The organism is Pseudomonas sp. KCJK9058, from assembly GCF_046230975.1.
Lineage (GTDB): Bacteria > Pseudomonadota > Gammaproteobacteria > Pseudomonadales > Pseudomonadaceae > Aquipseudomonas > Aquipseudomonas alloputida.
Map to the genome: position 1 here is coordinate 20,296 of NZ_JBJJLR010000003.1, position 21,530 is coordinate 41,825.

At 61.3% G+C, this 21,530-nt stretch carries 18 protein-coding genes; 7 read left to right on the forward strand and 11 right to left on the reverse strand.

From position 1 onward, the window contains the following. Window positions 1-357 precede the first annotated feature (357 nt). Complete coding sequence (gene mltF, locus ACK59Z_RS03145) at window positions 358-1,815, forward strand: membrane-bound lytic murein transglycosylase MltF (protein WP_003255019.1); 1,458 nt, start codon at window positions 358-360, stop codon at window positions 1,813-1,815. Between the two features lie 91 nt (window positions 1,816-1,906). On the opposite strand, the gene tadA is transcribed toward mltF, so the two are convergent. After that, window positions 1,907-2,386: a tRNA adenosine(34) deaminase TadA gene (tadA, locus tag ACK59Z_RS03150; RefSeq protein WP_012051365.1), complete on the reverse strand. Its 480-nt coding sequence runs from the start codon at window positions 2,384-2,386 to the stop codon at window positions 1,907-1,909. Further along, window positions 2,386-3,765 carry a multicopper oxidase family protein gene (locus ACK59Z_RS03155; protein WP_108191511.1) on the reverse strand — a complete coding sequence of 460 codons (1,380 nt, stop codon included), beginning with the start codon at window positions 3,763-3,765 and terminating at the stop codon, window positions 2,386-2,388. The genes tadA and ACK59Z_RS03155 overlap by 1 nt, the downstream gene beginning before the upstream one ends. Window positions 3,766-4,105: 340 nt before the next feature. Here ACK59Z_RS03155 and ACK59Z_RS03160 point away from each other — a divergent pair, with 340 nt between their 5' ends. Further along, window positions 4,106-5,581 carry a DUF6861 domain-containing protein gene (locus tag ACK59Z_RS03160; protein ID WP_012051363.1) on the forward strand — a complete coding sequence of 492 codons (1,476 nt, stop codon included), beginning with the start codon at window positions 4,106-4,108 and terminating at the stop codon, window positions 5,579-5,581. Further along, window positions 5,578-6,645 carry an ADP-ribosylarginine hydrolase Tri1 gene (gene tri1 / locus ACK59Z_RS03165; protein WP_012051362.1) on the forward strand — a complete coding sequence of 356 codons (1,068 nt, stop codon included), beginning with the start codon at window positions 5,578-5,580 and terminating at the stop codon, window positions 6,643-6,645. The genes ACK59Z_RS03160 and tri1 overlap by 4 nt, the downstream gene beginning before the upstream one ends. 124 nt (window positions 6,646-6,769) lie before the next feature. Here the strand turns inward: tri1 and guaA are convergent, their stop codons facing one another. From guaA to ACK59Z_RS03185, 4 genes are all read right to left on the reverse strand, one after another. After that, on the reverse strand, window positions 6,770-8,347 hold the full coding sequence (gene guaA / locus ACK59Z_RS03170) for a glutamine-hydrolyzing GMP synthase (RefSeq protein WP_003255024.1): 1,578 nt from the start codon (window positions 8,345-8,347) through the stop codon (window positions 6,770-6,772). A 78-nt stretch (window positions 8,348-8,425) separates the two neighbouring features. Further along, the gene (gene guaB, locus ACK59Z_RS03175) at window positions 8,426-9,895 is read right to left on the reverse strand and encodes an IMP dehydrogenase (RefSeq protein ID WP_108191513.1); all 1,470 of its coding nucleotides are present in this window, start codon (window positions 9,893-9,895) and stop codon (window positions 8,426-8,428) included. Between the two features lie 86 nt (window positions 9,896-9,981). Beyond that, window positions 9,982-10,539: a hypothetical protein gene (locus ACK59Z_RS03180; protein WP_003255027.1), complete on the reverse strand. Its 558-nt coding sequence runs from the start codon at window positions 10,537-10,539 to the stop codon at window positions 9,982-9,984. A gap of 47 nt (window positions 10,540-10,586) precedes the next feature. Further along, window positions 10,587-11,342, reverse strand: a complete 756-nt coding sequence (locus ACK59Z_RS03185) for a sulfite exporter TauE/SafE family protein (RefSeq protein ID WP_108191514.1) — start codon at window positions 11,340-11,342, stop codon at window positions 10,587-10,589. A 97-nt stretch (window positions 11,343-11,439) separates the two neighbouring features. Here ACK59Z_RS03185 and ACK59Z_RS03190 point away from each other — a divergent pair, with 97 nt between their 5' ends. The 4 genes from ACK59Z_RS03190 (at window position 11,440) to leuA (ending at window position 16,829) form a co-directional block, all read left to right on the forward strand. Then, a complete protein-coding gene (locus tag ACK59Z_RS03190) occupies window positions 11,440-12,318 on the forward strand; it encodes a LysR family transcriptional regulator (protein ID WP_108191515.1) in 879 nt (292 codons plus the stop codon). A gap of 205 nt (window positions 12,319-12,523) precedes the next feature. Then, complete coding sequence (gene xseA / locus ACK59Z_RS03195; RefSeq protein ID WP_409292392.1) at window positions 12,524-13,903, forward strand: exodeoxyribonuclease VII large subunit; 1,380 nt, start codon at window positions 12,524-12,526, stop codon at window positions 13,901-13,903. A 3-nt stretch (window positions 13,904-13,906) separates the two neighbouring features. Further along, entirely contained in the window at window positions 13,907-14,734 is an 828-nt protein-coding gene (locus ACK59Z_RS03200; protein WP_108191516.1) for a M23 family metallopeptidase, read from the forward strand. Window positions 14,735-15,155: 421 nt separating this feature from the next. Further along, window positions 15,156-16,829: a 2-isopropylmalate synthase gene (leuA, locus tag ACK59Z_RS03205; protein WP_003255035.1), complete on the forward strand. Its 1,674-nt coding sequence runs from the start codon at window positions 15,156-15,158 to the stop codon at window positions 16,827-16,829. A 62-nt stretch (window positions 16,830-16,891) separates the two neighbouring features. On the opposite strand, the gene ACK59Z_RS03210 is transcribed toward leuA, so the two are convergent. From ACK59Z_RS03210 to zwf, 5 genes are all read right to left on the reverse strand, one after another. Then, on the reverse strand, window positions 16,892-17,605 hold the full coding sequence (locus tag ACK59Z_RS03210; RefSeq protein ID WP_258229844.1) for a monalysin family beta-barrel pore-forming toxin: 714 nt from the start codon (window positions 17,603-17,605) through the stop codon (window positions 16,892-16,894). A 19-nt stretch (window positions 17,606-17,624) separates the two neighbouring features. After that, window positions 17,625-18,344 carry a monalysin family beta-barrel pore-forming toxin gene (locus ACK59Z_RS03215; protein WP_014755483.1) on the reverse strand — a complete coding sequence of 240 codons (720 nt, stop codon included), beginning with the start codon at window positions 18,342-18,344 and terminating at the stop codon, window positions 17,625-17,627. A gap of 221 nt (window positions 18,345-18,565) precedes the next feature. Beyond that, complete coding sequence (locus ACK59Z_RS03220) at window positions 18,566-19,246, reverse strand: bifunctional 4-hydroxy-2-oxoglutarate aldolase/2-dehydro-3-deoxy-phosphogluconate aldolase (protein WP_003255037.1); 681 nt, start codon at window positions 19,244-19,246, stop codon at window positions 18,566-18,568. A 17-nt stretch (window positions 19,247-19,263) separates the two neighbouring features. After that, window positions 19,264-19,977: a 6-phosphogluconolactonase gene (gene pgl / locus ACK59Z_RS03225; RefSeq protein ID WP_409292393.1), complete on the reverse strand. Its 714-nt coding sequence runs from the start codon at window positions 19,975-19,977 to the stop codon at window positions 19,264-19,266. Next, window positions 19,964-21,433, reverse strand: a complete 1,470-nt coding sequence (zwf, locus tag ACK59Z_RS03230; protein ID WP_409292394.1) for a glucose-6-phosphate dehydrogenase — start codon at window positions 21,431-21,433, stop codon at window positions 19,964-19,966. The genes pgl and zwf overlap by 14 nt, the downstream gene beginning before the upstream one ends. Between the last annotated feature and the right edge of the window lie 97 nt (window positions 21,434-21,530).

The window sequence follows — 21,530 nt, forward strand, 5'->3', positions numbered from 1 at the left end:
CCAATTATGCCTGTGGGATTTGCGCGCGAACGCCTTGGTGCCTATCTCGATATCACGTCGTACCAACAAGGCGGTCGCGCGCGCCAGGCACAGGATGGACTGGCCCGAAACAAACGTAGGAGCGGGTTTACCCGCGAAGCGCCGCGCGGGCGGCGCTCGATCTCATAGGCGCTGAATATTTTAAGGCGGACACCTGCGGCGCTCGATCTCACAGGCGCTGAATATCTCAAGCCGGGCACCTGGTAGCCTTGATGCAATCCCCTCCCCCTCCCTCTCCCCAACCACACAACCCGCTACCAGACAAGCTAACCGTTGTCGAGATATGGTTGGGCCAGTCCTTTGCGTATACTGCAACCTATGTTCGCCCACACTGCTTTGCGCCAGCGTTGCGCCAAATGGCTTCTCGCAACCGGACTCTTTCTGCTGCTAGGTGCCTGCGTTGAAAAACCCAGCACCCTCGAGCGCGTGAAGGAGGATGGCGTGCTGCGCGTGATCACACGCAACAGCCCTGCAACCTACTTCCAGGACCGTAACGGCGAAACTGGCTTCGAGTACGAACTGGTCCAGCATTTCGCCGACGATCTCGGCGTAAAGCTGCAGATCGAGACCGCCGACAACCTGGACGAGCTCTACGACTCCCTCGGCAAGCCCTCCGGCCCGGTACTGGCTGCCGCCGGCCTGGTCAGCAGTGAACGGCGCAAAACCCAGGTGAAATACTCCCATCCCTACCTGGAGGTGACCCCGCAGGTCATCTACCGCAACGGCCGCCCGCGCCCCACCGGCGCCCAGGGTTTGGTCGGCAAGAAGATCATGGTGCTCAAGGGCAGCAGCCATGCTGACCAGTTGGCCGAGCTGAAAAAGCAGTACCCTGCCTTGCAATATGAGGAATCCGACGCCGTCGAAGTGGTCGACCTGCTGCGCATGGTGGACGAAGGTCAGATCGACTTGACCCTGGTGGACTCCAACGAACTGGCGATGAACCAGGTGTATTTCCCCAACGTGCGGGTCGCCTTCGATTTGGGCGACACCCGCGACCAGCGCTGGGCAGTGGCAGCAGGCGAAGACAACAGCCTGCTCAACGAAATCAACGAATTTCTCGACAAGGCACAGAAAAACGGCACCCTTCAACGCTTGAAGGACCGCTACTACGGCCATGTCGACGTGCTTGGCTATGTCGGCGCCTACACCTTCGCCCAGCACCTGCAGCAGCGCCTGCCCAAGTACGAGAAGCACTTCAAGAGCTACGCCAAGGTCGAACAGGTCGACTGGCGCCTGCTGGCCGCCATCGGCTACCAGGAATCGATGTGGCAGCCGGAAGTCACCTCCAAGACCGGCGTGCGCGGCCTGATGATGCTGACCCAGCGCACCGCCCAGGCCATGGGCGTGTCCAACCGCCTGGACCCGAGGCAGAGCATCCAGGGCGGCGCCAAGTACTTCATGAAGATCAAGGAAGAGCTTGACGACAGCATTCAGGAACCGGATCGCACCTGGTTTGCCCTGGCGGCCTACAACGTCGGCAGCGGCCACCTGGAAGACGCCCGTACCCTGGCCAAGCGCGAAAAGCTCAACCCGAACAAGTGGCTGGACGTGAAGAAGATGCTGCCGCGGCTGGCTCAGAAGCAGTGGTACCGGCAGACCAAGTACGGCTATGCCCGTGGGGGCGAACCGGTGCATTTCGTGGCCAACATCCGTCGTTACTACGACATCCTCACCTGGGTGACCCAGCCGCAGCTCGAAGGCCAGGTGGCCGAGGGCAACCTGCATGTGCCCGGGGTCAACAAGGACAAGCCAGCGGATAAGTCGTCGCCGATGTAAGCCAGTAGGCCTCTTCGCGGGCAAACCCGCGCCTACAAGATTTGCGCAGAACCTGTAGGGGCGGACTTGCCCGCGAAGAGGCCGGTGCAGCTCAAGCCTTGGCCCGGCGTGCCTTGAAGAAGTCGCTGAGGATCTGCCCGCACTCTTGCGCCAGCACCCCGCCCTCCACCATCACCCGGTGATTGAGAAAGCCTTGGCCAAAGAACTGCCCCTGGCTCTGCACGATCCCCGCCTTGGGCTCCAGCGCGCCAAACACCACGCGCATCACCCGCGAATGCACGATCAGCCCCGCACACATGCTGCACGGTTCCAGGGTCACATACAGGGTGCTGCCGGGTAGCCGGTAGTTGCTGGCCGACCTGGCTGCTGCCCTGATCGCCACCATCTCGGCATGCGCGCTGGGGTCGCTGTCGATGATCGGCCGATTGAAACCCTGGCCGATCACCTGCCCATGCTGTACCAGCACCGCCCCCACCGGCACCTCGCCCAGCGCCGCGCCTTCGGCGGCCAAGGCCAGCGCCAGGCGCATGAACTCCTGATCGCGACTGCGATCGATGATCTGCGGGCGCATCAGACCACCGCAATCGCGGCCATCAGGCCGGTTTCCATGTGGTCGATGACGTGGCAGTGAAACATCCAGGTCCCAGGGTTATCCGCCACCAGTGCTACCTGGGCGCGCTCGTTCTTGCCCAGCAAGTAGGTGTCGGTGAACCACGGTTCCTTGATGTCGTGACGGTTGGAGGCGATCACCTTGAAGCTCATGCCATGCAAGTGGATCGGGTGCTGGTACTGGGTCATGTTCTTAAGCTCGAAGATGTAGCTCTTGCCCTTCTGCAACGTGGCGATGGGGCGGTCGGCACAGGTCTTGTCGGTAATATCCCAGGCCTGGCCGTTGATCTGCCACATGCTCGACGGTTTGGCCGGATCAGCGGTGACAGAGACGCCGGCCGCCCACTCGAAATTGAAGTTCAGCTTTTCGGCATTCTCCAGGTCCGGCTCGGCGATCGGATTGGGTGGCAGCGCGGGTGGCCACTCACTCGGCGCGTCGTTGCTGTTCACCGAACGCAGGGTGCCCAGGCGCACGAAACCGTCGCGCAGGGAAATTTCCTCTCCCGCCTCAGGAATGCGGATGGCCAGGCAGATACGCATGCCAGGGCCTAGCCAGTATTCGTCGAGCGCACGCGGGGTCACCGGGTTGCCGTCGAGGGCATAGATTCTCGCCTCGCAGTTGCCCTTGAGGTTGAGGCGGTAGGTCCAGGTATTGTCCAGGTTCAGCACGCGCACCCGCACCACCTGGCCGGCCGGCAGCTCGGTGATCGAGTCAGCCTGGCCGTTGATGGTGATCAACCGCCCGGCAGTGCCGTTGCGCGCGGCCTCGCGCGGGATGCTGAAAGGCAGCCATGCGCCCTGCTCGTCCACATGCCAGTTCTTCAGGCTCAGCGTACGCTCATGCTGGAAACCGGTGGGTTCACGTTCCTCGACGATCAGCGGCCCGACCAGACCGCGGCCTAGCTCCTCGGAGCTGCTGACGTGCGGGTGGTACCAGTAACTGCCGGCGTCCGGCACGCGGAATTTGTAATCGAAGTACTCACCCGGCTTGACCGGCAACTGCGACACATAGGGTACGCCGTCCATTTCCAGCGGCAGGCGAATGCCGTGCCAATGGATAGTGGTTTCGACCGGCAGATGGTTGATAAAGCGTACCCGCAGCCAAGTGCCCTGGCGCACGCGCAGCTCGGTGCCCGGGGCCGATGGGCCGAAGGCCCAGGCCTCGGTCTTGAAGCCCGGCACCAGCTCGACGTCCAGGGGTGCTGCGATCAGCTCATAATCGTGCCCTGCGCTGTCGTCTTCGACCTTGCCCAGCCAGTAACGCGCCGCGCCACCGGCGCCCAGGCCAACCACAACCAGGCCGGTCAGGCCCTTGAGCATTTGTCGACGGGTGAAGGACATCGGTGCGGGTACCTCGTGTTCTGCGCAATCAGTCTGCCAGCAAGGCGCTGACGATGAGGGGCGAATACGATACACCTGCAAATGGGAAATATTAAGTGAAGTATCCAAGCATCGTCCGCTTTAGCCACGGCATTGGCTGGACGGCAGGCGCAGCGGAACCAATCGACAGCGCCGACATCAAATTGACACCATTGCCAGAGGCACCTCAGATGAGAAAATGCCTCGCAATGCAACCATCAGCTTATTTGGCAGTTGGCTTGACTGCCAGGGCGGTGCATGGGAATGAATCGCCTTCAGCCAGCACACTCACCGGGCTTTCTCTAAAGGAATGCAATGGTAAATGGACTTATCAGCTTACGTCCCTAGCTGGGACGACATCGAACGCAACCTGGACCAGAAGTTCAGCGCCCTGAATCAGAGCGTCAGCAGCGGGTTGCGCAGTGCCCATGACAGCTGGGACGGCTTCACCCGCCGTGTAAGCGATGGCGCCAGCCAGGCCTATGGCGCTGTAGGCGGGCACCGGATCGACAACGTCCGGCAGGCGATGGCGCTGTCCTATCCCATGATGCAGTCAAATCTGTCCCGCAAATGGGCATCCATCAACATCGACCAGATTTTGCCCGTGCTGCTCAAGCTCGTGCAGGAAGTGGTGATGATTCTCGGCGGCAGCGTCGCGCTAGGCGGCGCTATAGGCGGCGCGGTAGGTTCTCTTGCCTTTGGCGTGGGCGCGGCACCTGGGGTGGTCGCAGGCAGCGGTATCGGCCTGCAGGTCGGTAACCTGATCCTGATGGCATTGGGCCTGGCCGCCATCGCGGAGTATTTCTATCAAGGGCTTCCCGCCTGCCTGGCCTCGATGCAAGAGGGGCTTGCAACCGCGTGGACTGCCGAAGACGGCCTGAAACCCTCGGGTCTCGACCCTTCGGGCGGCTCGGCCGCGCTGGTTCAAGAACGTACCGAACAAGCTGCAAGGCAACTGGCACGCGGACAAGAGCAACTCGTGATGCTTTTGCTGATGGCGATCGTGACCTACCTGACCCGCGGGCAGATGAAAGCCGGCGTGATGAGCAGCATGGAAAGCATCGCCAGCCGCAGCGCCAAGCTTCAGGCCGAGATTTCCAACAAGCAGTTGGCCAACTGGCTGGCAAAAAACCAGAACAGGCTGCTGATCGAACCTGAGCTGCAGATGAAAACCGCAACGCCGCTTAAGAAAGCGGAGCCAGAGCTGCCGCCAGCGACGCAAGCCACGGAAAAAACCGTTGCAGCGGCGCCGAAGAAGCTCATGAGCCTGCGCGATGCAGTGGGCAAGGACATGGCAGAGCGATGGATTGCCGAAGGCCGCGCTCGGGCAGACATACGGGCCCCGGAGCTTTCGAGACTGCTCAGCGACGATCAAATAGGCGCACTTTACGGCTACTCTACCAACGATGTGTACAAGGCGTATAACCAAGCATTGCGCGAAGGCACTGCTACGCCTGGTATCAAGGCCTTTGCCGAGCATGCAACCGAAGGCCTGGCACGCTTGCCTCGCTACTTAGGCGCTGAAACCTATCGTGGAACGGATCTTCCGCAGCATGTGCTCAATCGGATGCAAATGGGTGCAGTAGAGACCGACATGGCATTCTTCAGCTCATCCGCTACAACACCGTTTTCGGGCAATACCCAGATGGTCGTACGCGGCGTATCCGGCAAGGACATCAGTTTCCTCACGCAAATTCCCGAAGCGGAGGTACTGTACCCGCCAGGTACCTCTTTCAGAGTACTGAATCGGATTGAACAAGGCCCCACGACTCGTCTCTTATTAGAAGAAGTACTATGATCGACCTGCACAGCTCCACCCTCGCCGTTACCGAATATGCCTACCGGTACAACCACTTGCTGCCAGCGCCCACCCCACGCGAATCCGCAAGCCGTGGGTACGTACACCCGCAATGGCAAAATTCGCGCGCCTGCACACTCACCCCCGATCAATCGCTCGACAGAGCCAAGGGGGCATTGCTGGGGTTGGCCATTGGCGATGCCGTAGGCACCACGCTGGAGTTCTTGCCCCGTGATGCCAAGCATGTCGATGACATGGTCGGCGGCGGGCCGTTCAGGCTCAAGCCAGGTGAGTGGACCGATGATACGAGCATGGCGCTTTGCCTGGCGGACTCGTACCTGGCGTGCATGCGATTTGACCATGCCGATTATCTTGAGCGTCTGTGCAGGTGGTACAAGCAAGGGGAAAACAGCGCTAACGGTGTCTGCTTCGACATCGGCAATGCAACCCGCCTTGCCTTGGAAGGATGGCTACGGCAAGGCTTGGACTGGTCAGGCAACACAGACCCGAACACGGCCGGTAATGGCTCGATCATCCGACTCGCCCCGACCGCCATATTCAGGCGCCACATGCTACCGTCCACCTGGCGCGAAGCTCAAAGTCAGAGTCGGACCACCCACCGGGCGCCCGAAGCACTAAGTTGTTGCGAACTGCTGGGTGCGCAGCTGCACCTCGCCCTGAACGGCGCGGACAAGGATGAAATGTGCCGCCCTATGGTCCGCCCGCTGCAAGCCCGCGCCACCATCATCAACGCTGGCGAATACAAGGAAAAAAGCCGCGATCAGATCCGCTCTTCAGGGTATGTCATCGACACCTTGGAAGCTGCACTGTGGGCGGTGTGGAATACCGACAACTTCAGGGACGCAGTGCTTCTGGCCGCAAACCTGGCAGACGATGCCGACAGTGTGGCAGCCGTGGCGGGGCAACTAGCCGGGGCGTTGTACGGGGTATCCGGTATGCCCGTGCAATGGGTAAAGACAGTGGCGTGGTCAGAACACATACAGGACCTCGCCCAAGCGCTGCACGACCAGGCGCCTGAAAGCGACCCGTTCTACTCGCTGTGATATTGCACGCAGCGGGGCAGATGAACGTGAGGAGCCGATAGACCTCAGAATGACAAAGGCCCGCGATTACGCGGGCCTTTGTGTGTTACAGGTCATCTGACACTGGCTATTGCCATGTGCCGGCTTATTCCCACTCGATGGTCGCCGGCGGCTTGCTCGACACATCGTAGGTAACGCGCGAGATACCGTCGATTTCGTTGATGATACGACCGCTGACGGTTTCCAGCAGCTCGTACGGCAGGTGTGCCCAACGCGCGGTCATGAAGTCCACGGTCTCGACGGCACGCAGGGCCACGACCCAGGCGTAGCGACGGCCGTCGCCGACGACGCCGACCGACTTGACCGGCTGGAACACCACGAACGCCTGGCTGGTCTTGTGGTACCAGTCGGCCTTGCGCAGCTCTTCGATGAAGATGTGGTCGGCGCGACGCAGGATGTCGGCGTATTCCTTCTTCACTTCACCAAGGATACGCACGCCCAGGCCCGGGCCCGGGAACGGGTGGCGGTAGACCATGTCGTACGGCAGGCCCAGCTCCAGGCCGATCTTGCGCACTTCGTCCTTGAACAGCTCACGCAGCGGCTCGACCAGCTTGAGGTTCATCTCCTCCGGCAGGCCACCAACGTTGTGGTGCGACTTGATCACGTGAGCCTTGCCGCTCTTGGCGCCAGCCGACTCGATCACGTCCGGGTAGATGGTGCCCTGGGCGAGGAACTGGATGTTCTCCAGCTTGCTGGCTTCGGCATCGAACACGTCGATGAAGGTGCGGCCGATGATCTTGCGCTTCTTCTCAGGGTCGGCTTCGCCGGCCAGGTTGTCGAGGAACTGCTTTTCAGCGTCGGCGCGGATCACCTTGACGCCCATGTTCTCTTTGAACATGGCCATCACCTGGTCACCTTCGTGCAGGCGCAGCAGGCCGTTGTCGACGAATACGCAGGTCAACTGGTCGCCGATGGCGCGGTGCAGCAGCGCGGCAACCACCGAGCTGTCAACGCCGCCGGACAGGCCCAGCAGGACGTTGGCCGAACCGACTTGCGCACGCACCTGGGCGATGGCGTCTTCGACGATGTTGGACGCCGTCCACAGGGCTTCACAGCCGCAGATGTCCTGCACGAAGCGGGACAGGATGCGACCCCCTTGCTTGGTGTGGGTCACTTCAGGGTGGAACTGCACGCCGTAGTAGCCGCGGACGTCGTCGTACATTCCAGCGATCGGGCAGCTTGGGGTGCTGGCCAGAATGTTGAAGTTGCCAGGCATCTGGGTGACCTTGTCACCGTGGCTCATCCACACGTCCAGGCCCAGCACGCCGTCGTCGTCAACGTGGTCTTCGATGCCGTCGAGCAGGCGGCTCTTGCCGACAACGTCCACGCGGGCATAACCGAACTCACGCAGGTCGGAACCTTCTACCTTGCCGCCCATCTGCTCGGCCATGGTCTGCATGCCGTAGCAAATACCCAGCACAGGCACATTCAGGTCAAATACGGCTTGCGGAGCGCGCGGGCTGTTGGCTTCGTGGACCGACTCGGGGCCGCCGGCAAGGATGATGCCGCGCGGGTTGAATTCGCGGATCGCTTCATCGTCCATGTCGAACGGGTGCAGTTCGCAGTACACGCCGATTTCGCGCACGCGGCGGGCGATCAGCTGGGTGTACTGGGAACCGAAATCGAGGATCAGGATGCGGTGAGCGTGAATGTCGAGGGCCATGACTCAATCTCGTCAGTGGAAATCGGAAACGACGCGGGGCTGTCATGACAGCCCCGCTTTATGTTGTAGCTGGAAGCCTCAGCCTACGCGGTAGTTAGGGGCTTCTTTGGTGATTTGCACGTCGTGCACGTGGGATTCGGCCATGCCGGCACCGGTGATGCGCACGAACTCCGGCTTGGTGCGCATTTCTTCGATGGTTGCGCTGCCGGTGTAGCCCATGGACGAACGCAGGCCGCCCATCAGCTGGTGGATGATCGCGGCCAGGGCGCCTTTGTAAGGAACGCGGCCTTCGATGCCTTCCGGTACCAGCTTCTCGGCGCCGGCCGAGGAGTCCTGGAAGTAACGGTCGGACGAGCCTTGCGCCTGTGCCATGGCACCCAGCGAGCCCATGCCGCGGTAGGCCTTGTAGGAACGGCCCTGGAACAGCTCGACTTCACCCGGGGCCTCTTCGGTACCGGCGAACATCGAACCCATCATCACGCAGGACGCACCGGCAACGATGGCCTTGGACAGGTCACCGGAGAAGCGGATACCGCCGTCAGCGATCAGTGGCACGCCAGTGCCTTCCAGTGCTGCGGCAACGTTGGCGATGGCGCTGATTTGCGGCACGCCGACACCAGCAACGATCCGGGTGGTGCAGATAGAGCCAGGGCCGATACCGACCTTGACCGCATCGGCACCCGCTTCGGCCAGGGCCTTGGCGGCAGCGCCGGTGGCGATGTTGCCGCCGATCACCTGCACTTGCGGGTAGGTTTGTTTCACCCAGCGTACGCGGTCGATCACACCTTTGGAGTGGCCGTGGGCAGTGTCGACGACGACGACATCAACGCCAGCTGCCACCAGCGCAGCAACGCGCTCGCCGGTGTCCTTGCCGGTGCCGACGGCGGCGCCGACGCGCAGGCGACCTTGGTCGTCCTTGCTGGCCAGCGGGTAAGCCTTGGCTTTTTCGATGTCCTTGACGGTCATCATGCCCTTGAGGTTGAACTTGTCGTCAACGATCAGGACTTTTTCCAGGCGATGCTTGTGCAGCAGCTCGCGAACTTCGTTTTTATCGGCGCCTTCGCGGACGGTGACCAGGCGCTCTTTCGGCGTCATCACGTCGCGAACCTTGGCGTCCAGGCGATTTTCGAAGCGCACGTCACGGGAGGTGACGATGCCGACCAGGTCGCCGTTCGCCAGTACCGGCACGCCGGAGATGTTGTTCAGGCGGGTCAGCTCGAACAGGTCGCGCACAGTGGCATCGGCGTCGATGGTGATCGGGTCCTTGACCACGCCAGCCTCGAACTTCTTGACCTTGCGCACTTCGCCGGCCTGTTGTTCGATGGTCATGTTCTTGTGGATGATGCCGATACCGCCTTCCTGAGCCATGGCAATGGCCAGACGCGCTTCGGTCACGGTATCCATGGCAGCGGAAACCAGCGGAATGTTCAGCTCGATGCCACGGGTCAAACGGGTCTTGAGACTGACTTCATTGGGCAGTACCTCGGAATAGCCAGGTACAAGGAGGATATCGTCGAAGGTCAGGGCTTCTTGGCTGATACGCAGCATCGCGGGGGCTCCCGGGCGGGAAAAATGGAAGCGCGCCATTATACTCATGCATGGCGCGCCGCTCAATGCAAAATAAGGGCCTTCGGTCAGGCTTGTGGCAGTTTTACCTGCACCACGGCCACCGGCTGGTCGAGCCAGTCGGCGAAGCTGTCGAGAAAGGCCTGGGTGAACCCGGCCTCGCCCCAGTTGTTGAAGATGAACCCCAGGTTGGAAAAGGCACATGGCTGCAGGTAAATGAAGCCATTGATGTCATCTTCGAAGCCGCACAGTGGGCAGGTAAAGTTGTCGCTCACTGCCGGCATCCACTCTTCCAGGCTTTCGAACAACGGCTCGCCTACCTCGCGCCGGCACTCCGGGCAACCGGCTTCTTCGAGGAAGCCTTCGGTGGGGGTATAGATGCAGCGCTTGAGCATCACTTCCAGGCCGTTGACCGGTTCGCCGAAGGGCAGTTTTTCCGGGTGCAGGGCCACTTTGCGCGCCCCTGCCGCCAGGGCATGGCCCATGCGGTTACCGGTGCGGCCACAGGTGGTCAGCTGCTCCTCGACGACCTTTTCGCGCACCAGCCAGCGCAGGATGGCGCGGGCACGGGCTTCATGCACCGGGACGGTAGACAGCTTTGGAACGATGATGCTCTGGGTGTTCATGAACGGGACAAGCCTGAGAAACGCCGGTAATGACGCAATTCTACCGCTCAGGCGCTCAGGTAGCGACCAATCAACGCCAGCCCACTGGCCAGCACCAGCCAGGTCACCAGGCGTACGAAGGCTTCGCGGGATAACCGGTGGGTCAACCGACGCCCTACCCAAAGGCCAATGAACATGACAGGCAGCAGGCAGGCGGCGAGCAGCAGCAGGCTTTGGTCGGCATAGACACCGGCGATCAGGAACAGCGACAGACGCACTATCGTACTGCAGCTGATCAGCGCGCTCTGGGTGGCGCGTACCTGTTCCTTCACCTCCAGCCGTGCGCTCAGGTAAAGGGCATAAAGAAACCCGCCGCTGCCGAACAAAGCCCCGAACAACCCGCCTGCCGTGCCCATCGGCACCGCCCAGACGCCGGACAGGCTGGCTGGCCTCACTTTCACTGCCAGCCCGTAAAGTGCATAGGCAGTCACGAATACCCCCATCAACAGCAGCAACAGGTCGGACTTCAGTTGCAGCAAGAACACCACGCCCAACGTACAACCCAAGGCCATGAAGGGCAGCAGCCGCAGCAATTCACTGCGTACCACATCCCGGCGCGACGGCAGCAGGTTGCCGAACGCGGCCACGAAATCCAGCAGCACCAGCAACGGGATGATGCGTGACAACGGCATGAAGTGGATCAGCACCGGCCCCGCCACCAGTGCAGTACCGAAGCCGGCGATGCCGAAGACGATGTAGGCCGCGGCAATGGCGAACAGGATCGGCAGCCAGTCAAGGCCGGAAAACGACAGTTGGGCAAGCATGGCAGCAGTTCCTGGGAAGACAGGCAAAGGTTAGCCAGCCATGAGCCATGCCGACTAATATGCCTTTATCCCAAAAGCCATCTCGAAAAGGCATGACATGACGTCAATCCGACAGCTGCGTTACTTCGTGGAGATCGCCGAGTGCGGCAGTTTCAGCAGCGCCGCCGAGCGACTGTACGTCGCCCAGTCGGCCCTTAGCCGGCAGATCAAGGAGCTGGAGCAACAACTGGACACGCCGCTGTTCGAACGCACGGCGCGCCTGCCTCGCCTGACGCTGGCCGGTCAGGCCTTTCTTGAACGGGCGCGACGCTTGCTGGCTGACCTGGCACAGGCCGAGCGGGTTACCCGTGACATTGGCCAAGGGTTGCAAGGCAGCTTGCGCCTGAACCATTCCAGCACCGTGCCGCTGACCGGCGGGCTTCTGGCTCGCCTGGGGAACTACCTGAAGCACAACCCAGGGGTTTCGCTGGAGATTGCGCAGCAGTCGTCGGAGGCACAACTGGAAGACATTGCTGCCGGACGGCTGGATATCGGCCTGTTGCGCTTGCCGGTGCTGCGCCAGCATGAAGGCGTGGTGCTGCATGAACTGTTCGACGAGCCCTTGTTGCTGGCGGTCGCCGCTGGGCACCCCTTGGCGGGTACTCGGCACGTGCAACTGGAGCAATTGAAGGAAGAACGCTTCATTTCCATCCCGCACCGGGATCGCGGTGGCTTGAGCTACCTGTCGGCCTCGTTGTGCATGGGGGCAGGGTTCTTCCCGCAGGCGGCGCAGGTACTGTCGCGCAAGACTACGCAGTTGCAGCTGATACAGGCTGGGTTTGGGGTGGCGTTGTTGCCGCGGTGCATGTGCGAGATTGCCCCGGCTTCAGTCAGCTTCGTAGCGCTGGAGGGTGATTGCCAGAGCGCGGTGGCACTGGCCTGTCGCCGTGATGCGGGGCAACTGGTGCGGCAGTTCGTGGCGACGATGCAGGGCTGAAGGCACCGGTTGCGGTCTTGTGGGAGCGGCCTTGCGTCGCGAAAGGGCTGCGATGCGGCCCCAGGTTTTCAGCTTCGCCGCATGAAGTGCCGGGGCCGCGTTGCGGCCCTTTCGCGACGCAAGGCCGCTCCCACAAGGATGGGGTCAAGGCTGACAGTAGGGGCAAGACAGACAACCGGGGCCGATGTCATTTATGATGCCTGCCATGATCAAAGACCCTTTCGAACGACTCGGGCTGGACCGCGAGGTCCTTACCGTCAGCCAACTCAACGGCCGCGCCCGCGTGCTGCTGGAAGACGTTTTCCGCAGCGTGTGGGTGGAAGGCGAAATCTCCAACCTCGCCCGCCCGGCGTCCGGCCACATGTACTTCACCCTCAAGGACAGCGGCGCCCAGGTGCGTTGCGCGTTGTTCCGGCAGAACGCCACGCGGGTACGCCAGGCGCTGCGAGACGGCCTGGCGGTGCGGGTGCGCGGCAAGGTTTCGCTGTTCGAGGGACGTGGCGACTACCAGCTGATTCTCGACACCGTCGAGCCAGCCGGTGATGGCGCGCTGCGCCTGGCTTTCGAGGCCCTGAAGGATAAGCTCGGTGCCGAGGGACTGTTCAGCACCGAACGAAAGAAGCCACTGCCGGCTCACCCGCAGCGCATCGGCATCATCACCTCGCCCACTGGCGCGGTGATCCGCGACATCATCAGTGTGTTCGGCCGCCGTGCCCCGCAGGTGGAGCTGAACCTGATCCCTACGGCTGTACAGGGCCGCGAAGCCATCGCGCAGATCGTACGCGCCATCCGCCTGGCCGACAGCCTCGGCTTCGATGCGCTGATTCTGGCGCGTGGTGGTGGTTCGCTGGAAGACCTGTGGTGTTTCAACGAGGAAGCTGTGGCGCGTGCCGTGGCCGCCTGCGTCACGCCAATTGTCAGCGCCGTGGGCCATGAAACCGACGTGTCGATCAGCGACTTCGTGGCTGACGTGCGCGCGCCCACCCCGTCGGCTGCCGCCGAGCTGCTGGCCCCTGACAACAGCGGCCTTCGGCAACGCCTGGATGGCCTGCAACGGCGCCTGCTGCTGCGCATGCAGAACCGCCTGACCCACGACCGCCTGCGCCTGGAGTCACTCACCCGTCGCCTGCGTCATCCAGGCGAGCGTTTGCGCCAGCAGGCTCAACGCCTGGACGACCTGGACATGCGCCTGCGTCGCGCGTTCATGCTCAACATCAACCAGCGCCGCGAACGCCTGGCACGCCTGGACGCCCGCCTGGCCGCGCAGCATCCGGGGCGTAACCTGAAACTGCTGAACCAGCGCCTGGACAGCCTGGCCGAGCGCCTGCCACGGGCCATGCGTGAGGTGCTCAAGGACCGTCGCCAGCGGTTCCAGGCCCAGTTGCAGACACTGCAGGTGGTCAGTCCGCTGGCCACCCTGGCCCGCGGATACAGCATTTTGCTGGATGAACAAGGCCAGGCCATTCGCAGCGCGGAACAGACCCGCAACGGCCAACGCCTGACCGCCCGCCTGAACGAAGGCGAGCTGCTGGTGCGGGTCGAAGACAACCACCTGACCCCGGTCACCCTCTCACTACTGGACTGACACATGCCCCGCGTGCTCGCGCCCCTGCTTGCCCTTTCCCTGTTGCTGCTGGCCGGCGGCGCCCAGGCCAGCTACATCACCCGCACACTGAACAAACCGGTACCCGGCGGTGTGGCAGTCGTCGACCTGGGCCCCGCCGCCAACGCACCCAGCGCCCGTTTCGACGGCAAACCGGTGCTGGTGGTGAAGGAGCAGGACAACTGGCTGGCCATCGTCGGCATCCCGCTGACCCAGAAGCCCGGCACCGCAGTGCTGAACCAGGGCCGGCGCACCCTGCCTTTCAGCGTAGGCAGCAAGAAGTACCCTGAGCAGCGCATCACCCTGAAGAACACGCGCCAGGTCAACCCGAACCCGGCCGACCTCAAGCGCATCGACCGCGAACTGGCCGAGCAGATCAAGGCCTACCGCAGCTTCAGCCCTAACCTGCCGAGCAACCTGGTTCTCGACAAGCCGGTCAACGGCCCGCTGTCGAGCAAGTTCGGCGTGCGCCGCTTCTTCAACGGCGAAGAACGCAACCCGCATGCGGGGCTGGATTTTGCGGTGCCGGCAGGCACGCCGATCAAGACACCCGCCAACGGAAAAGTGATTCTGGTGGGGGACTATTTCTTCAACGGCCGCACGGTGTTCGTCGACCATGGGCAGGGCTTTATCAGCATGTTCTGCCACATGTCGAAAATCGATGTGCAGGTGGGCCAGCAACTGCGTCGTGGCGAGGTGGTCGGGCGCGTGGGCTCGACCGGCCGGGCTACCGGGCCGCACATGCACTGGAACGTCAGCCTGAACGATGCGCGGGTAGACCCGGCGATTTTCATTGGGGCGTTCCAGCCCTGAACGGTGCGCCGCCTGGGCCGGCCCATTCGCGGGCAACCCGCTCCTACAAGGGGCGGCGTACCTGTAGGCGCGGGGTTACCCACGAATGGGCCAGCACCGCTGGCATTTCTTCCATTGTGTTGCGCCATCGAAAAATACCGCGCAAAAGCAACGAAGCACTCAGCCCAATCAAGCCATAAAATCTCGCCTAATGGCTTTTTTTAAGCATTTCTCTCAATTTTCCCCGAACGCTTGCCATCCCCCACCCCACTGGTTAAGTTTGAAGGCATGAAAACCTTCAGCACCCTCATCCTGCTCCGACAACATCGCAGCCTCTGCCTGGTCAGCGCCCGACTACCAGGCTGAATCGCGTCGCCTCGCCTCTTCATATCGTTATCGCTCGGCAGGCCCGATCTCGGCCGCACACAAAAGGATTGCTTCCATGACCATGCTCAAAGACCCTTCGAAGAAATACCGCGCTTTCCCGACCATCGACCTGCCTGACCGTACCTGGCCGTCGAAGACCATCACCCAGGCACCTATCTGGTGCAGTTCCGACCTGCGTGACGGCAACCAGTCGCTGATAGAGCCGATGGACTCGGAGAAGAAACTGCGCTTCTGGAAGACCTTGGTGCAGGTTGGCGTGAAGGAGATCGAAGCCTCGTTCCCGTCTGCCTCGCAAACCGATTTCGACTTTGTGCGCACCCTGATCCAGGACGGCCACATCCCGGATGACACCACCATCCAGGTGCTCACCCAGGCACGTGAAGACCTGATTGCCCGCACCTTCGAATCGCTGCGCGGTGCGAAGAAGGCCATCGTCCACCTGTACAACGCCACCAGCCCGTCGTTCCGCCGCATCGTCTTCAATCAGGACAAGCAAGGCGTGAAGGACATCGCGGTGAACGCGGCCAAGCTGTTCGTCAAGTACGCCGCCCAGCAGCCGGAAACCCAGTGGACCTTCCAGTACTCGCCAGAAACCTTCAGCGCCACTGAAATGGAGTTCGCCAAGGAAGTCTGCGACGCGGTCATCGAGGTGTGGAACCCTACCCCTGAACACAAGATCATCCTCAACCTGCCGGCCACCGTGGAAGTGTCCACGCCAAATATCTACGCCGACCAGATCGAGTGGTTCTGCCGCAACGTCAGCCGCCGCGACAGCGTGATCATCAGCCTGCACTGCCACAACGACCGCGGCACCGGCATCGCTGCCACCGAACTGGGCCTCATGGCCGGTGCCGACCGTGCCGAAGGCTGCCTGTTCGGCAACGGCGAGCGTACCGGTAACGTCGACCTGGTGACCTTGGCACTGAACCTCTACACCCAGGGCATCGACCCGTTGCTGGACTTCTCCGACATCGACGGTGTGCGCAAGGTGGTCGAAGAGTGCAACCAGTTGCCGGTGCACCCACGTCACCCGTATGTGGGCGACCTGGTCCATACCGCGTTCTCCGGCTCGCACCAGGACGCCATCCGCAAGGGCTTCGCCAAGCAGCAGGATGGGGAACTGTGGGAGGTGCCTTACCTGCCGATCGACCCGGCCGACATCGGCCGCAGCTACGAAGCGGTAATCCGCGTCAACAGCCAGTCGGGCAAAGGCGGTATCACCTACCTGCTCGAGCAGGAATATGGCATCAGCCTGCCGCGTCGCATGCAGATCGAATTCAGCCAGGTGGTGCAGGGTGAGACTGACCGCCTGGGCCTGGAAATGACCGCCCAGCAGATCTACAGCCTGTTGCACAAGGAATACCTCCAGGCCAACGCGCCATACGCACTGGTCAGCCATCGCCTGCAGGAAGAAAACGGCCACAGCGCTGTGGAAGTGGAAGTTGCCGGTGAAGGCGAAACCACCCTGCACTGGCGCGGCAAGGGCAACGGCGCCCTGGAAGCACTGGTGGCCGGCCTGCCGATTGCCGTGGAGATCATGGACTACAACGAGCATGCGATTGGTGCTGGCACCAACGCCAAGGCCGCGGCCTACATCGAACTGCGCGTGGCCGGTGGCCGCCCGGTACATGGCGTGGGTATCGATGAGAACATCACCACGGCCAGCTTCAAGGCCCTGTTCAGCGCACTGAATCGCTCGCTGAGCCAGCAGGAAGCAAAAGCGGCTTGATCAAACCACTACAGGCAGAAAGCCCGCTGGTTTAAAGCGGGCTTTTTTCATTGCGACGTTAATCAAAATACCGAGAAATCAAAAGTCCAGCGTCTGGCGCCTGGCGCTTTCTCAAATTGATTGAACAAGACCGCTTGGTTAACCTGACTCCAGGTCAGAGGCTTTATTGATTTTTCATTCCTGACCGGAACAAGCTGATCGCAAACCACCGATGAAAGCATCGTGATGTCCTGCCGCACCAGCCGCCCATCGTCATTGAATATATCTGAGCTCTTGGTATAGGGTACGTATCCAGCAAGCACGCCAGCGGATGTCATGTGGTGAGCGTAGACCATGTGCACTTGATACACCATGATGGTCCCATCGCCCTTCACTCTCAATGAGCGCTTGGTTGACTCCGAACCGCTCACCGTTTCAGAAACCGAAAACATGGCAGTGAGTTCAGCGTTCGCATTCGCCGGGCCGAAGTCAGCAGAGAAGCCTACCTTGAACTCGACGCCTTTGGAGAAACTCTTGCTGAAGCCCTCGCAAACTACCACTTCGCGCTCGTGTTCCGTTTGCACATTGGATCGTATCGTGGCCACATGTTGCAGATAAGCAAAGACTGGCCGCGTGTAAGTGGCCCAGTCATAGTTACCACACCTGACATCACCGTAGGTGGTATCGGCATCCACCCAGCAACCGGCATGCAACTGATCACCTATCAGGTACTGCTCGATTTCGAAAGACCCTCTTTTCAGGGGGTACCGGCTGATTTCATTCATCAAATCGCTCATTGAATATGACCTCATCCACTCAATATTGCAGGAAGCGGTTGCTGGCCGCCTGATCATTAAAACTCCAGCCGGCGTCACCCGCTGCGCCATAAGCAAGATTGAATATCAGGTGATATAACGCCTGTCGTGATATTGGCGCTTTGGTGTTATCCGAACCATGTCCTACCCACATCAGGTCTGTGGCCACGGAAGAAAGGAAGAAAACGCCTTTGTTGTCGCCTTGCACACGCACGGGCTGTACCTTGAACAGCTCAGAGCACTGGGCATCGCCCTGTTTTACCCAATGCGCATAGACCTGCTTCAACTGGTAGGCCACATAGCATTCAGCTCCCGCTACGCGCACGGTATGCCCAACCGATGATAACGGCCGCCACTCTTCGGCAGAGCAGCCGGAGAGCAGATCTGACTTTACGCTTACCAGCCCGATTCCACTCGGCGCAGAAAAGCCTTCGGCATCATGTGCAAACCAGACCTCATGCCCACTGGCACGGGACAGATCAATTTCACAGTCTCCAGCACTTAATGTTTTATAAGTGCCCACGTAGTCGAAGTAGGCGAAAACCGGGCGGGTCAATACCTTCTTTTTTCCTGAAGGAAACCCAAACCCACCGTAGACGGTTTCACCTTCTATCCAACATCCAGGATGAAATTCGTCCGTGCTGAGCAGGTACCTTTCAATCAGGTATGAACCGTTTAAAACGGGGAACGCATCGGGTGACAAACGCTCGAAGCCTGTCATCGCACACCTCTGAACAATAGTTGAAGGCGTGAGACTATTAACTGTTGAGTTCTGCGCCTAGGCGCTCATGTTTCCTCACCAGGAAGTGTTTATGGGGGCGTGATCACGTATTGAGGGCCGGCACGTCAGCCGTCAGGTGGCAAAGCAGACAACGAAATCAACGGATAAAAAAAAGGGGCGCCGACCAAGCGCCCCACAAGCCGTAAAGCACACAACTGTTTTCAGTTGGCGTCCAACAGTGCCATCGCCTCGGCACTGCACGCTTCGATCCGCGCCCAGTCACCGTTCTTGATCCAGCTGCTGTCGAGCATCCAGGTTCCCCCCACGCACATCACGTTTGGCAGTGCCATGTAGTTGCGCACGTTGGCCGGGTTTACACCACCGGTAGGACAAAAACGAATATCGCCGAACGGGCCACCAAAGGCCTTGATCGCCGCTACGCCGCCGCTGATTTCCGCCGGGAACAACTTGAACCGGCGGTAGCCCAGGGCATAGCCCATCATGATTTCGGACGGCGTGCTGATGCCCGGCAACAGCGGGATTTCACTGTCCACGCCAGCCTCGAGAATGTCCTGGGTAATGCCAGGGGTAACGACGAACTGCGCGCCCGCAGCTTCAACCGCCGCGAACATGCTGCGGTCGAGCACGGTACCGGCACCGACACACAGCTCCGGGCGCTGCTCACGCAGCACTTGAATGGCCTTGAGGCCATGCTGTGAGCGCAGGGTCACTTCCAAGGTACGGATACCGCCAGCGGCCAGGGCGTCAGCCAGCGGCAGGATGTCTTCCTCACGAGCAATGGTGATCACCGGCAGGATGCGCGCCTTTTTGCAAATGGCGTCGATCCGCGCGGCTTTATCAGCCATCGAGAGCTTGGGCTGTGGGCGTTCAAGGGTGGTCATGACTGTGGATCCTTGGCTCATGGGCACCAGTAGATGTCCAGGGGGTCGTGAAGAAAAGCGCGAATCGGCATTTCAGTAAGGTCATTGCCCGCCAGCGCGGCGCGCAGGGTAGCGAGTTTGCTCTGGCCTTGCACAGACAGCGCGATGGAGGCCGCGCTGGCCAGCAGCGAACGGGTCATCGACAGGCGCTGGTGCGGCACGCTTGGCGCCAGCAATGGCAGGCAGCGGCGTGGGCCGGCCGGGTCCAGGCCTGCTTCCAGGTTAGGACTGGCGGGGAACAGCGAGGCGGTATGGCCATCATCGCCCATACCCAGCACCAGCACGTCGATCGGCGGTAGCTCGGCCAAGGCCTGGTCAGCTTTGAGCGCAGCTGCATCAAGGTTCTCCGCCTGCTGGTACAGGCCAACGAAGCGGGCCTTGGCCGCTGCGCCCTTCAACAGGTGGCGGGCCAGCAGGCCGGCATTGCTGTCAGCGTGCTCCACTGGCACCCAGCGCTCATCCGCCAGGCTGACGATGACCTTGGCCCAGTCCAGCTGCTCGCTGGCCAGCTTCTCCAGGAACGGCACCGGGCTGCGGCCGCCAGACAACACCAAACAGGCCTGCCCCTTGGCGGCAATCGCGGCGCGCAGGCGCTCAGCCACATCATGAGCCAAGGACACGGACAGTGCCTTGGCATCCGCCAGTTCATGAGCCTTCACGGCCGCTGGCAGTTTCAATTCAGATATCCCCATACCACGCCCTCCCATCGCGTGTGATCAGTGCAATCGAGCTCATCGGCCCCCAGGAGCCCGCCGCGTATGGCTTGGGCGCGTCGCCCGCATTACGCCAGCCGGCGATCAACTGGTCGCACCACTTCCAGGCATACTCGATTTCGTCCTTGCGCACGAACAGGTTCTGGTTGCCGCGCATCACTTCGAGCAACAGCCGCTCGTAGGCATCCGGAATTCTTGCACTGCGCCAGGCATCGGAAAAATTCAGCTGCAATGGGCCACTGCGCAGTTGCATGCCCTTGTCCAGGCCCTGCTCCTTGGTCATCACCCGTAAAGAAATGCCTTCGTCCGGTTGCAGGCGGATGATCAGCTTGTTACCGATCTGCAAACGCTGTTCCGGGGCGAAGATGTAATGCGGCGTTTCCTTGAAGTGAATGACGATCTGCGACAGTTTTTGCGGCATGCGCTTGCCGGTTCGCAGGTAGAACGGCACGCCCGACCAGCGCCAGTTACGGATGTCGGCGCGCAGGGCGACGAAGGTTTCGGTGTCGCTCTGGGCGTTGGCGTTGTCTTCTTCCAGGTAACCAGGTACCGGCTTGCCTTCGCTGTAGCCGGCAATGTACTGGCCGCGCACCACACTGGTGCTCAAACCGTCACCAGTGATCGGTGCCAGGGCCTTGAGCACTTTCACCTTCTCGTCGCGGATGGCATCGGCGGACAGTTCGCTGGGCGGGTCCATGGCGATCAGGCACAGCAACTGCAGCAGGTGGTTCTGGATCATGTCACGCAGTTGGCCGGCCTTGTCGAAATAACCCCAACGGCCTTCGATGCCGACCTTTTCCGCGACGGTAATCTCCACATGGGAGATGGAGTTCTGGTTCCACTGGGTTTCGAACAGGCTATTGGCGAAGCGCAGGGCAATCAGGTTCTGCACCGTCTCTTTGCCCAGGTAGTGGTCAATGCGGTAAACCCGGCTTTCAGGGAAAAACCGCGCCACGGCATCGTTGACCCGGCGCGACGACTCCAGGTCGTGGCCAATCGGTTTCTCGAGCACTACCCGGGTGCGCGCAGCCAGCCCGACCTTGTCGAGGTTTTCGCAGATGGCCCCATACACCGCCGCCGCCGTGGCGAAGTAGGCGATCAGCGGCAGCTCGCCCGGCAATTGCTCGGCCAGGGCCTGATAGCCCTCGGGCTGAAGGAAGTCCAGATGCTGATAATTCAGGCGGGCGAGGAAGCGACCCAGCGCGGCAGGCTCGATATCTGCCTCGGACACGTGCCGGCGCAGGTGGGCTTCGATGCTGTCCAGGTGCTCCTGCGCACTGCCGACCTCACGGGCGAGGGCCAGCAGGCGAGTGTCCGGGTGCAACAGGTTGGCCCGGTCGAGCTGGTAGAGCGCAGGAAACAGCTTGCGCAATGCCAGGTCGCCGAGGGCGCCAAACAGGGCAAAGGTGCAAGGTTCGACACTGATTGCAGCCATGATGTTGGTTCTTTCCTAAAGTTGGTCTAGGAATACCGCTTTCACACACGGTTTTCAAGGGATAATGTAGTAAAAACCACAACATTACACACAAGTG

What these genes read in the sequence shown, in the direction of transcription:
- ACK59Z_RS03155 (WP_108191511.1), bottom strand. Translation starts at nt 3,765, where the DNA reads ATGTCCTTCACCCGTCGACAAATGCTCAAGGGCCTGACCGGCCTGGTT.
- leuA (WP_003255035.1), top strand. Translation starts at nt 15,156, where the DNA reads ATGACCATGCTCAAAGACCCTTCGAAGAAATACCGCGCTTTCCCGACC.
- ACK59Z_RS03200 (WP_108191516.1), top strand. Translation starts at nt 13,907, where the DNA reads ATGCCCCGCGTGCTCGCGCCCCTGCTTGCCCTTTCCCTGTTGCTGCTG.
- zwf (WP_409292394.1), bottom strand. Translation starts at nt 21,433, where the DNA reads ATGGCTGCAATCAGTGTCGAACCTTGCACCTTTGCCCTGTTTGGCGCC.
- xseA (WP_409292392.1), top strand. Translation starts at nt 12,524, where the DNA reads ATGATCAAAGACCCTTTCGAACGACTCGGGCTGGACCGCGAGGTCCTT.
- guaA (WP_003255024.1), bottom strand. Translation starts at nt 8,347, where the DNA reads ATGGCCCTCGACATTCACGCTCACCGCATCCTGATCCTCGATTTCGGT.
- ACK59Z_RS03160 (WP_012051363.1), top strand. Translation starts at nt 4,106, where the DNA reads ATGGACTTATCAGCTTACGTCCCTAGCTGGGACGACATCGAACGCAAC.
- ACK59Z_RS03185 (WP_108191514.1), bottom strand. Translation starts at nt 11,342, where the DNA reads ATGCTTGCCCAACTGTCGTTTTCCGGCCTTGACTGGCTGCCGATCCTG.
- ACK59Z_RS03180 (WP_003255027.1), bottom strand. Translation starts at nt 10,539, where the DNA reads ATGAACACCCAGAGCATCATCGTTCCAAAGCTGTCTACCGTCCCGGTG.
- mltF (WP_003255019.1), top strand. Translation starts at nt 358, where the DNA reads ATGTTCGCCCACACTGCTTTGCGCCAGCGTTGCGCCAAATGGCTTCTC.
- ACK59Z_RS03190 (WP_108191515.1), top strand. Translation starts at nt 11,440, where the DNA reads ATGACGTCAATCCGACAGCTGCGTTACTTCGTGGAGATCGCCGAGTGC.
- ACK59Z_RS03215 (WP_014755483.1), bottom strand. Translation starts at nt 18,344, where the DNA reads ATGACAGGCTTCGAGCGTTTGTCACCCGATGCGTTCCCCGTTTTAAAC.
- tri1 (WP_012051362.1), top strand. Translation starts at nt 5,578, where the DNA reads ATGATCGACCTGCACAGCTCCACCCTCGCCGTTACCGAATATGCCTAC.
- pgl (WP_409292393.1), bottom strand. Translation starts at nt 19,977, where the DNA reads ATGGGGATATCTGAATTGAAACTGCCAGCGGCCGTGAAGGCTCATGAA.
- tadA (WP_012051365.1), bottom strand. Translation starts at nt 2,386, where the DNA reads ATGCGCCCGCAGATCATCGATCGCAGTCGCGATCAGGAGTTCATGCGC.
- guaB (WP_108191513.1), bottom strand. Translation starts at nt 9,895, where the DNA reads ATGCTGCGTATCAGCCAAGAAGCCCTGACCTTCGACGATATCCTCCTT.
- ACK59Z_RS03220 (WP_003255037.1), bottom strand. Translation starts at nt 19,246, where the DNA reads ATGACCACCCTTGAACGCCCACAGCCCAAGCTCTCGATGGCTGATAAA.
- ACK59Z_RS03210 (WP_258229844.1), bottom strand. Translation starts at nt 17,605, where the DNA reads ATGAGCGATTTGATGAATGAAATCAGCCGGTACCCCCTGAAAAGAGGG.